This is a genomic window from Clostridium liquoris (genome assembly GCF_002995785.1).
In the GTDB taxonomy this organism is placed as follows: Bacteria; Bacillota; Clostridia; order Clostridiales; family Clostridiaceae; genus Clostridium_AO; species Clostridium_AO liquoris.
This window is the reverse complement of the sequence record NZ_PVXO01000054.1, coordinates 64,221-74,164: the sequence shown is the minus strand read 5'-3', so window position 1 is coordinate 74,164 and position 9,944 is coordinate 64,221. Positions and strand designations below refer to the sequence as shown.

Below are 9,944 nucleotides of genomic sequence, written 5' to 3'. Positions count from 1 at the left end.
TTGTATAGTAATATCAACTTACATTATAATGGATTTTTTATGTATGTGGGAGATACTTTTTGTATCTCCTTTTAATTTTTTAAGCAGTAATTATTACTACTTTTGCCTACTAAAATTATACTCTAAGATTGACAATTGACAGTGGACAGTTAAGAATAATTTTCCTCCATTGTCATTAGATCAAATTGAAATTTGTAGATATACATGCCAAATTATAGTATAATCGAAATATATATACAATATAGGGGATGAATTTTATGTTAATTATAGAAAAAGCTAAAAAGGAAGATGCGAAATCTATACATGATATTTCAAGGGAGCTTAATATAAGTTATGTTAAAGACAAAGATAGAGGAGTTCTATTAAGAATAATTTCTGAAGAATATATTGAACAAAATATAAATAATTTTATTGTAGCGAGACTTTATGGTAGCATAGCAGGTTTTTTGTGGTTTAATACTCAATATCCGGATGAGTTACTTGATGATACTGTACTGCAAGGTAATATAGATAACTGTATTTATTCAGAACAAATTGCAGTAAAGAGGGAGTATGAAGGCTTAGGCATAGGAAGAAAGCTTTATAAGTTTATAAAAGAAAATAGCCCAGATAAAGGTATACTAGTATTTGTAAATACTGCTCCTGAAGGCAATAAAGCTTCCTTTAGCTTTCATACAAGTATAGGGTTTAAAACCGTTGGAATATTTCACAGAAAATACTTCTGCGGCTTTGAAGATTTTACTTCAAAACTTTTAAGGCTGTAAGTAGTGCCTATGTTCCATAATTATTTTCTAAGCTATATCTTCAGATTCATATTCGTTTTCTTCTAGGTTATCAAAGTCCACATCCATCAAATCAATGACCTTTGTATTATGTTTTCTTTTATATCCTATCCATAATGCTAAAAATAATGGTAATCCTATATATGATGAAATTACTCCACTCCAATCTATGCTATCAGCTTGGAAGTAGGTAATACCTTGTCCCAAAATAACAATTGTACATAATGCCAATGCTATTATTGGCCCTATTGGGAATAACTTAGCTTTATATTTCAATTTGCTTAAATCATGTCCTTGAGCAACATAAGCTCTGCGAAAACGATAATGACATAATGCTATACCTAGCCATGCTACAAAACCTGCAAGTCCTGATGCCGCCACAAGCCATACATAAACTGTGCTTTCTGCATAAAGTCCTGTTAAGCAGCAAGCTGATGCCACTAATGTAGTTAATAATACTGCATTTACAGGTACTCCTCTTGAATTAAGTTTTCCAAGCCATACTGGAGCTTTTCCATCTTTAGCCATAGCATACAACATCCTACTTGAGGCATACATTCCTGAATTACCACAGGATAATACTGATGTTAAAATAACTGCATTCATAATAGATGCTGCAGCTGCAATGCCAACCCTTTGAAATATCAATGTAAATACACTGGTATCAACTCCCGCCTTTGTATAAGGAATTAAAGCACCTACAACAAATATAGCTCCAATGTAAAATATTAAAATTCTCCAAAATATTGTGTTAATTGCCTTAGGTATATTTTTCTCCGGATCTTCACTTTCACCTGCTGCAATACCTACAAGTTCAGTTCCTTGAAATGAAAATCCTGCAATTAAAAATACCATAAAAATTGATTTAGCCCCACCAACAAATGGTGCTTCTCCAACTGTAAAATTTTTAAGCCCTATCCATTCTCCACCTAATATTCCTAAAATAGTGGCAATACCTATAATTAAAAATACAATAACTGTAACTATTTTAATACTTGCAAACCAAAATTCAGATTCTCCATAGGCCTTTGCGGAAAATAGATTAAGTGCAACTATTAATGTAAGAAACAAAACACTCCATATAATTGCTGGTATGTTAGGTAACCAAAACTTCATAATAAGTGCACCTGCTACCATTTCAGCTGCAACAGTAATAGCCCAGTTATACCAATAATTCCAACCAAGTGCAAAACCCATTGCTGGGTCAACGAATTTTGATGCATAAGTCCCAAAGGAACCTGCCACAGGCATGAAAGTTGCCATTTCTCCTAGGCTAGTTATTAAAAAATATACCATAATTCCTATACAAGCATATGCTACTATGGCACCTCCTGGTCCAGCTTGTTGAATAGTAGCCCCTAGAGCTAAAAATATTCCTGTTCCAATGGCGCCTCCCATGGCAATCATATTAAGATGTCTTGCAGTTAAACTCCTTTTTAGACTCTGTGGCCCTTGATTTTTTTTTTCTGCTCTTTGACTCATTTGTTTTTTCCTCCTTATCGGTTTTTCCGATAAGTGAAATAACTAAGATAAAATATAAAAATGCCCTAAGCATACACCCAGGGCATTACAATATATATTTAAATAGGTAAATACATATTTAATTACTCAATGAATGATAGCTCTCCACAAACTTTAATTTGTGACAGTTTTGTATATGTTCTATACAAAACCAACAATACAGCATTAAAGCATTTGCTGTATGCTTCGGCGAAACTTCCTTTCAAACTGTTTCATTGTGCTTACCTCTACAGTTCTACTGTTAAATTCCGCGCCTCTACCTCAGTTATTCACTTATGATTTGTTATTATACAGAAAAACTTGTCCTTAGTAAAGAAGATTTTTGTGGAAAATATAAAATTAAAAATATTATTTTAGTGTAAATACATGCAAATTCATATACAATTACCATGATTGCATAATAAATTATCCTTCACTTATAGTAAAATCATCTAAATCATAATACTCATCCAGCACTTTAATTACTCCTTCAAAGAGTAGCTCTTCTTCTGTAGGATTTGAGCCATCAGATCCTGTCCAATAATTAAATGCATTGGCTCTTATTTCATTGTGAGATAATGTATCGCATATAAGATGTTTCTCGTCTGCTTTATGAAGAACCCCTGTGAGTTCTAATTTAAATATTTTCTTTTGGCCATGTAAAGCAGACCACCAATAATGCAAAGCCTCCTTTTTGCAAACCCAGATGCAGGTTTTACGGGATGGCAATTCAGGAAAATAATTAGATCTAACTTCCTCAAAAATAGTTTCTCTGGTAAATATGCACTGTTCTTTTATAATGGATAAAGCTTCTTCAATTATTCTTTTATAATTTTGCATTTGAAAACTTTGTGGCTGATCTAAAAAATTATTTAAAGCATTTCTACCATGCATATAACCCAATCCATTTGTTAAATCTGTAATAAACCCGTTATTATCATAAAACTTATTAAAATTATTTCTTTCCTTTTGCCCCCAATAAATAACTGAATTAATTTTCCACCGCCCAGACCATTCACCCATTCTATGGATATGATAATATATTTCCTGTTTTACCATCATTACTATTACCTCCATTTATTCCCCTACATATTATTATGAAATTAAAGGTAAACATAGAATATCTTTTTCTAATTATTACAAAATGAGACAAGCAAAAAGCCACATAACATTCCATGTGGCTTTTTATAATAATTTTAAAAAATATCATTTAAGGATTTATATTTGATTTTATCAATTTTCAAATCATTTAATCCATTTTCTGTATGCTGCCTAATCAAAGCTTCAAGCAGTTTAGCGTCTTTAATTTCAATAGCTTTTACCATTTTTTTATGTTCCTCAATGGTTTCAAACTGCATACTGTTGTTATAGAAGCTATCATACAATATGAGATAAATACTAATTTGGCTAATTATTTTTTCCGTAAACTGAATTAAATATTTATTTTTGCTCTTTATTGCTAACATCATATGAAATTCTTTATTCATAGCTAGATACTCAAATATATTCCTATCCCTTAAGGCCTTAAATTCTTCTTCTATAATATTGTTTAATTTTTCAATATCATCTTTTTCTATTTTATCTAATCCAAATTTTATGGCGGTGCACTCTAATTCTTCTCTCATTCTAAAGGCCTGAACAATCTCTTCTACTGATGGTTGTATAATAAATGCCCCTCTATTAGGTATTATAGTTACAACTCCCTCTAAGGCTAAATCTTTAATTGCATTTCTTATGGGTGTTCTGCTTACTTTCATTTTTTCAGAAATAGTGCTCTCAATAAGTTGAGTTCCTGGAGCTAAAGTTCTGTTTAAAATAGCATTCTTTAACGTTTCATAAACCATCTGCTCCATGGATTTCTTGGTATTGCATTCCATTTGATTACTCTCTCCTCTGTGAATAGCTGCTACTTTATACTATATTTAAAAAACCTTCTCCAAAAGTTTCATGGACTTGATTTACTGTGATAAAAGCATTTTCATCTATACTCTTAATATATTTTTTTAATTTAATAAATTCTTTTCTTCCTAAAATCGTTCTAATAACTTCTTTATCTTCATTTGTAAAAGCGCCTTTAGCAGTGTATATAGTAGCACCTCTTTCTAATTGGCTAACAATATACTCTTTTATATAATCACTATTATTGCTAACTATGACAACTTCCTTATTCATGGTTAAGTTTTGTATTACTTTATCAATTACTATTCCATTTAAGAATACACCTAAAATTCCATACATTCCACTTTCAATTCCAAATACAAACCCGGAAGATATTGCAATAATTATATCACACATTAACACGGCCTTACCAAGATTAATGCCAAAATATTTATTTAAAATTTTTGCAAGAATATCAGTTCCTCCTGTACAAGCATTTTGTTGAAACACTATTGCCATACCAACAGCTGACATGCATGTGGCAAATATAAGTTGAGTTAAAATATCATTAGAAAATGGTTTTGAAATGGGGTGAATTTTCTGTAGTAAATATACCATTCCTGATAACGTAAAACTAGAACAAATTGTTTTTGCTCCAAACTCTGCTCCTATAAATATAAATCCAAGAATAAATAAAATCATATCCGAAGTCATCATTAAAACACCAACAGGTATATTAGGTAAAAAATTATTCACCACAATGGCAAGACCGCTTATGCCGCCTGGTGCAAGACGATTAGGAACTAATATAAGATATATTGGAAGAGCAACTAAAAGCAGCCCTAAATTTATTAATACACATTCCTTAATTTTCTTTTTCATATTTTCCATCTCCTTTTTGCCACATTTGTAGGTCAAAATTGTAGTACAATTTTGGTCTACAAATATATTCTACCAATTCTTATCCCATTTGTAAAGACAAATCAGTGTGGTTCCTTATTTAGTCTAAAAAAGAGATAGATTCATCAATCTACCTCTTTATATTAACTATGTTATTTTTTGGGTCCCAAAACCATAATCATATTATTACCTTCTAATCTTGCTGGCTTTTCAACTATTCCTAAATCTCCTATTTTAGAAAGAAATAAATCAAATATTTTATTTCCTACATTAGTATAGTTATTTTGTCTCCCTCTGAATCTGATAGAAACTTTAACCTTATTTTCATTTGCTAAAAACTTTTTAGCATTATTAGCCTTAACCTCTATATCATGTTCCTCAATAGTAGCACTCAATCTTACTTCTTTAATATCAACAACCTTTTGATTCTTTTTATTTTCTTTTTGCTTTCTAGTTTGCTCATAAAGGAACTTATTATAGTCCATAATCTTACATACAGGTGGATTAGCCGCAGGGGAAATCATCACTAAGTCTAAATTCCTTTCAATGGCCATATTCAAAGCATCCTTAGTACTCATTATTCTGGGTTCGTCTTCTCCTACCAGCCTAATTTCCTTTACTTTAATTTCTTCATTTAACATAACATTATTATTAATAATACATCGCCTCCAAAACCTTCATGTTTTATTCTTATATTAGTATACACTATTAATTGCCAAAATGCATTATATATTCTCTATTTATCAGTTAACCTCCAAAAATTAATATAGAATAATATTTTCATTAAAGTGGAACAATACTTTCAAGATTATTTTAATAAATAAGAGGTGTTATGATGGAAATCGAAGCTTATTTTAATGGTTTTCTCTTTTATAAATATTGGGTATATGTATTTACTTCATTATAAATATTATCTATAACATCACTAGAAACTATAATATCATTCCACAATTCTTCAGCTTTTACTGCCTGAGCAACTAACATATGCAATCCATTTACTCCCTGTAACTTAAGTTCTTTAGCCTGCCTAAGCAGCAGCGTTTCCTTAGGATTATATATTAGATCTATTATTGTTTCAGAATTTGTCATGTCATTTTTAGAGATAGGTGATTCATTTACTTTGGGACTCATACCAACTGGAGTACAGTTAATTAAAATATTATTATTTTTGATACCTTTCAATTGTTCATAACTAATTATATTTATATCCTTACTAAAATTATTTTTCTTATTATTATCTCTGCTTACAAAGGTTATTTCCTTTATTCCTTTATCTACAAGATAGTGAAATACAGCCTTGGCAGCACCACCAGTTCCTAGTATTATGGCCTGTCTATCCTTTACAGAAATATGGAACTTATTTAGCATCATACCAAATCCATAATAATCAGTATTATAACCCACTGCCTTATTGTCATTTATACATATAGTATTTACTGCCCCAATCTTTTCTGCCTCACTAGCTACCCCATCTAAATACTTCATTATTTCAATTTTATAGGGTATAGTTACATTTACTCCTTGAATACTTAATGTTTTAAGACTTTCCATAACATTTTTAAGATTATTTCCTTCTATTTCAAAAAGATGATAATGAGCCTTTGTATCTATATTTTTAAATATGATATTATGTATTATTGGTGAATAGCTATGTGTTAACTTTTCACCTAAGAGTCCATATAACTTTTCCATGTTTTCTCCCCTTTTATTACTTAATGTTTAATATTTTTGAATTGATAATACATCTTCAAGTCTATCACTCATATATGCATAGGAATCATATACACCTTGATTATAAAATTCTGGTGCTAATTCTTCTATAATAAAATCTAAAATTAAACTTGCAGCCAATTCACCTAATTCTTCTTCCCTTTCATTTAAAAAATAACTTTTTATGGAGGAAATCATCTCTGCTCTTTTTTCTTTAGTTAATTTTATTTTATTCTTATTATTCATACTTTTTATATCTCCTTAGAGTCAATTTTGATATTCTACAAAGAATCCACATATTCCTTTGCTTCTAATAATGAAAGCCCTAAAACCATTCTTACCTTTTTAACTGCCTGAACCTTTTTACCTTCTGCAACAAGAGCTCGTAATTCACTATCTATATCTAGTCCTGGTACTCCAACCTGTTTAGCAATTTTATTTAAAATTGAATTCATATGTGACACATTATCTTGTAATGTATGAATACTACTTAAAATTGTTAAAACCCCAATTAATACTACTCCAATAATTGCATATTTCATAATTTTCCTCCCTAAATTTTATAGGCATTGCTTACGTTTCCTTCATGTAAAAGAGCTATCTCAAAACTTATTTAAAAAATCATTTTGAAATAGGTCCTTTCTTATTGTTATATATAATTTTAATCTATAACTACTGCAGTGCCGGAAGCTGTAACCATCAACATATTTCCACCTTGCCCTAAAACTTCATAATCCATGCTAACTCCAATAACTGCATTGGCTCCCATAGATATGGCTCTATTTTCAAGCTCCCTTAGAGCATTTTCTCTGGCTTCAATTAATTCTCCTTCATAAGACCCCGAACGCCCCCCAAAGAAGTTAGTTAATCCAGCAGCAAAATCCTTTATAAAATTCACTCCTGAAATCACTTCTCCAAAAGCTATACCCTTATATTCAAGTACTCTTCTTCCTTCAATTGCATTTGTAGTTGTAATTATCATATACACTCCTCCAACTTTTCTTAATATAAGCCTATACTATTATTATAAATCCTTTAATTTATTAAATACATTAATTCTTCCTTAAATATACTCTAATCCATTCCAATGAAATGACCATAATCATGTGCATTTATCAGATAAATATGGTAATATAAGTTTTGGTGATATAAATTATAATACTATTAGGAGATGTTGATATGAATTTAAGTAGAAATGATTTGTGTTGGTGTGGAAGTGGATTAAAGTATAAAAAATGTCATCTTGAATTTGACAAAAAATTAAATATTTTAGCAGAACAGGGATTTGAAGTTCCATCAAGAAAAATTATAAAAACTAAAGAACAAATTGAAGGTATAAGAAAAAGCGGTGAAGTCAATAATGCTGTACTAGATTTAGTTGCAGCAAATATAAAAGAAGGTATGAGCACTGAGGAAATAGATAGATTAGTTCATAATTTTACTATATCTCAAGGGGCAATTCCAGCAACTCTTAACTTTGAGGGATATCCCAAAAGCGTATGCACCTCAATAAATAATGAGGTATGCCATGGTATTCCTAGTGAAAATAGAATTCTTAAAAATGGTGACATAATAAATATAGATGCATCCACTATATTAAATGGCTATTATTCCGATGCTTCAAGAATGTTTATAATTGGAGAAGCCAGTGAAGAAGCAAAAAAATTAGTAGAGGTTTCAAGGGAATGCTTATTAAAAGGTGTAGAAGCAGTAAAACCTTGGGGATTTCTAGGTGATATAGGAGCAGTAGTCCAAGAACTGGCAGAAAAAAACGGCTTCTCTGTTGTAAGGGATTTTGGTGGCCATGGTGTTGGAGTTGAATTTCATGAAGATCCTTTTGTACCTCACGTTGGCAAAAAAGGAGAAGGTATGGTATTGGCACCTGGTATGGTATTTACAATAGAGCCTATGATAAATTCAGGTTCATATAAAATATTTATAGATAAGGATAATGATTGGACAGTGCTAACAACTGATGGTTCCCTTTCTTCACAATGGGAGCATACCATTTTAGTAACAGAAGATGGAATAGAGATTCTTAGTAAGTAATTTTAAAAATAGCAGCACCGTATACAAATGGTTACTGCTATTTTTATTTTATCCGTACTAATATTAATGTTTTATTTCAGCAATCTTTTGTAACTATAGTACCTGAAATAGCATCTATATTAAGTTAACCATTCATTGCTTGTGCAAATTTTATAATATTCTCACTTAATATGTTTGATATATCTTTATCATTTTTAGTTACTATTTTAATTATAAACCTCTCAAAAAAATTCATTTTGCTGAAAGTTACTTCTCCTCCAAAATACCCTTTAGCAACAGCCTTAGATAACAATTCTTCAGGAAAAGAATTATCTAGTTGTGTTTTTCCACTTTCTTCGTCTCTCATACCGCATACAAATAATCCGATTTTTTTCTCTCTTAATTCATTGATATTTTTTAGCCAAAAATCCGTTACTTCCTTTTCAATTCTTCCTGCGTAAATTGATCCTCCAATAATAATATTATCAAATCTTCTTAAATCTGGCACTTTCTCTTTTTTCAAATCTACAGTTACAGCCTCTCCAGAAAGTCTATCTGCTAAATCTTTGCTGCATTTTTCTACACAGCCATGTTTAGATCTATAAACTATAAGTGTTTTCATATTTGTTTATCCCCTCCATATTTCAATGAAATAATAATCCTTTTATAAGAATTTCTTTACTTTACTTTGCTTTCTCTTCATACCACATGACTTTGGATCTACATATTCAAAACCAAATTGGGAATAGAGTTTGTCTGCAGGTTTATTGGCAATTAAACACACATATGCATACTGATCGGTGTTCTTCTCTAAATAAAAATCAATTTCTTTCATAATCATTTTCCCTATGCCTTTGCGCTGGTAACCTGGGTCTACCATAATATCAGAAACCACATAAGTTATACCTTGATCCCCAACAATTCTTCCAAATCCAATCAATTTGCCTTTGTCCCACAAAGAAACAATAAACAATGAATTTTTTAAGGCAATCTCTGCTTTAGACAGGTCCTTTGTTCCCATTCCAGTTTTCAGTCTCAAAGAAATATATTCCTCTGCTGAAGGAGGATTGTATCTTATATCCATATTTATTTTTACCCCCCGTTTATAAATTATATCACAGCAAATAATATTTTAAGTCTGTTTAT

13 protein-coding genes and 1 riboswitch are annotated in these 9,944 nt (G+C 30.6%); of the genes, 2 read left to right on the top strand and 11 right to left on the bottom strand.

Annotated elements, in window-relative coordinates; all coding sequences use genetic code 11:
* Positions 1-257: 257 nt before the first annotated feature.
* Positions 258-764 carry a GNAT family N-acetyltransferase gene (locus tag CLLI_RS10535; protein ID WP_170063707.1) on the top strand — a complete coding sequence of 169 codons (507 nt, stop codon included), beginning with the start codon at positions 258-260 and terminating at the stop codon, positions 762-764.
* Between the two features lie 27 nt (positions 765-791).
* On the opposite strand, the gene CLLI_RS10530 is transcribed toward CLLI_RS10535, so the two are convergent.
* From CLLI_RS10530 to CLLI_RS10490, 9 genes are all read right to left on the bottom strand, one after another.
* Positions 792-2,264, bottom strand: a complete 1,473-nt coding sequence (locus CLLI_RS10530) for an amino acid permease (protein ID WP_106064172.1) — start codon at positions 2,262-2,264, stop codon at positions 792-794.
* Between the two features lie 129 nt (positions 2,265-2,393).
* A riboswitch (Lysine riboswitch) is annotated at positions 2,394-2,570 on the bottom strand.
* A 138-nt stretch (positions 2,571-2,708) separates the two neighbouring features.
* On the bottom strand, positions 2,709-3,344 hold the full coding sequence (locus CLLI_RS10525) for a DUF2441 domain-containing protein (protein WP_170063706.1): 636 nt from the start codon (positions 3,342-3,344) through the stop codon (positions 2,709-2,711).
* Between the two features lie 134 nt (positions 3,345-3,478).
* Positions 3,479-4,159 (bottom strand): GntR family transcriptional regulator, encoded by a 681-nt coding sequence (locus tag CLLI_RS10520; protein ID WP_106064170.1) that lies wholly within the window; start codon positions 4,157-4,159, stop codon positions 3,479-3,481.
* A gap of 34 nt (positions 4,160-4,193) precedes the next feature.
* A complete protein-coding gene (locus CLLI_RS10515; protein ID WP_106064169.1) occupies positions 4,194-5,042 on the bottom strand; it encodes a YitT family protein in 849 nt (282 codons plus the stop codon).
* Between the two features lie 170 nt (positions 5,043-5,212).
* Positions 5,213-5,701, bottom strand: coding sequence for a translation initiation factor IF-3 (gene infC / locus CLLI_RS10510; RefSeq protein ID WP_106064168.1), 489 nt, complete (start codon positions 5,699-5,701; stop codon positions 5,213-5,215).
* Positions 5,702-5,930: 229 nt separating this feature from the next.
* A complete protein-coding gene (gene aroE / locus CLLI_RS10505; RefSeq protein WP_106064167.1) occupies positions 5,931-6,752 on the bottom strand; it encodes a shikimate dehydrogenase in 822 nt (273 codons plus the stop codon).
* 27 nt (positions 6,753-6,779) lie between these two features.
* On the bottom strand, positions 6,780-7,016 hold the full coding sequence (locus tag CLLI_RS10500) for a DUF2164 domain-containing protein (protein WP_106064166.1): 237 nt from the start codon (positions 7,014-7,016) through the stop codon (positions 6,780-6,782).
* 35 nt (positions 7,017-7,051) lie between these two features.
* Positions 7,052-7,312, bottom strand: a complete 261-nt coding sequence (locus CLLI_RS10495; RefSeq protein ID WP_106064165.1) for a ribosomal protein L7/L12 — start codon at positions 7,310-7,312, stop codon at positions 7,052-7,054.
* 119 nt (positions 7,313-7,431) lie between these two features.
* Positions 7,432-7,752: a heavy metal-binding domain-containing protein gene (locus CLLI_RS10490; RefSeq protein ID WP_106064164.1), complete on the bottom strand. Its 321-nt coding sequence runs from the start codon at positions 7,750-7,752 to the stop codon at positions 7,432-7,434.
* 197 nt (positions 7,753-7,949) lie between these two features.
* Here CLLI_RS10490 and CLLI_RS10485 point away from each other — a divergent pair, with 197 nt between their 5' ends.
* Positions 7,950-8,819, top strand: a complete 870-nt coding sequence (locus tag CLLI_RS10485; RefSeq protein WP_106064163.1) for a methionyl aminopeptidase — start codon at positions 7,950-7,952, stop codon at positions 8,817-8,819.
* A 124-nt stretch (positions 8,820-8,943) separates the two neighbouring features.
* On the opposite strand, the gene CLLI_RS10480 is transcribed toward CLLI_RS10485, so the two are convergent.
* Together CLLI_RS10480 and CLLI_RS10475 are read right to left on the bottom strand one after the other, a co-directional pair.
* The gene (locus CLLI_RS10480) at positions 8,944-9,420 is read right to left on the bottom strand and encodes a flavodoxin domain-containing protein (protein WP_106064162.1); all 477 of its coding nucleotides are present in this window, start codon (positions 9,418-9,420) and stop codon (positions 8,944-8,946) included.
* 42 nt (positions 9,421-9,462) lie between these two features.
* Complete coding sequence (locus CLLI_RS10475; RefSeq protein WP_106064161.1) at positions 9,463-9,882, bottom strand: GNAT family N-acetyltransferase; 420 nt, start codon at positions 9,880-9,882, stop codon at positions 9,463-9,465.
* Positions 9,883-9,944: the final 62 nt, after the last annotated feature.

Coding starts and splice junctions, on each gene's coding strand:
- CLLI_RS10535 (WP_170063707.1), top strand. CDS start 258: ATGTTAATTATAGAAAAAGCTAAAAAGGAAGATGCGAAATCTATACAT.
- CLLI_RS10530 (WP_106064172.1), bottom strand. CDS start 2,264: ATGAGTCAAAGAGCAGAAAAAAAAAATCAAGGGCCACAGAGTCTAAAA.
- CLLI_RS10525 (WP_170063706.1), bottom strand. CDS start 3,344: ATGATGGTAAAACAGGAAATATATTATCATATCCATAGAATGGGTGAA.
- CLLI_RS10520 (WP_106064170.1), bottom strand. CDS start 4,159: ATGGAATGCAATACCAAGAAATCCATGGAGCAGATGGTTTATGAAACG.
- CLLI_RS10515 (WP_106064169.1), bottom strand. CDS start 5,042: ATGAAAAAGAAAATTAAGGAATGTGTATTAATAAATTTAGGGCTGCTT.
- infC (WP_106064168.1), bottom strand. CDS start 5,701: ATGTTAAATGAAGAAATTAAAGTAAAGGAAATTAGGCTGGTAGGAGAA.
- aroE (WP_106064167.1), bottom strand. CDS start 6,752: ATGGAAAAGTTATATGGACTCTTAGGTGAAAAGTTAACACATAGCTAT.
- CLLI_RS10500 (WP_106064166.1), bottom strand. CDS start 7,016: ATGAATAATAAGAATAAAATAAAATTAACTAAAGAAAAAAGAGCAGAG.
- CLLI_RS10495 (WP_106064165.1), bottom strand. CDS start 7,312: ATGAAATATGCAATTATTGGAGTAGTATTAATTGGGGTTTTAACAATT.
- CLLI_RS10490 (WP_106064164.1), bottom strand. CDS start 7,752: ATGATAATTACAACTACAAATGCAATTGAAGGAAGAAGAGTACTTGAA.
- CLLI_RS10485 (WP_106064163.1), top strand. CDS start 7,950: ATGAATTTAAGTAGAAATGATTTGTGTTGGTGTGGAAGTGGATTAAAG.
- CLLI_RS10480 (WP_106064162.1), bottom strand. CDS start 9,420: ATGAAAACACTTATAGTTTATAGATCTAAACATGGCTGTGTAGAAAAA.
- CLLI_RS10475 (WP_106064161.1), bottom strand. CDS start 9,882: ATGGATATAAGATACAATCCTCCTTCAGCAGAGGAATATATTTCTTTG.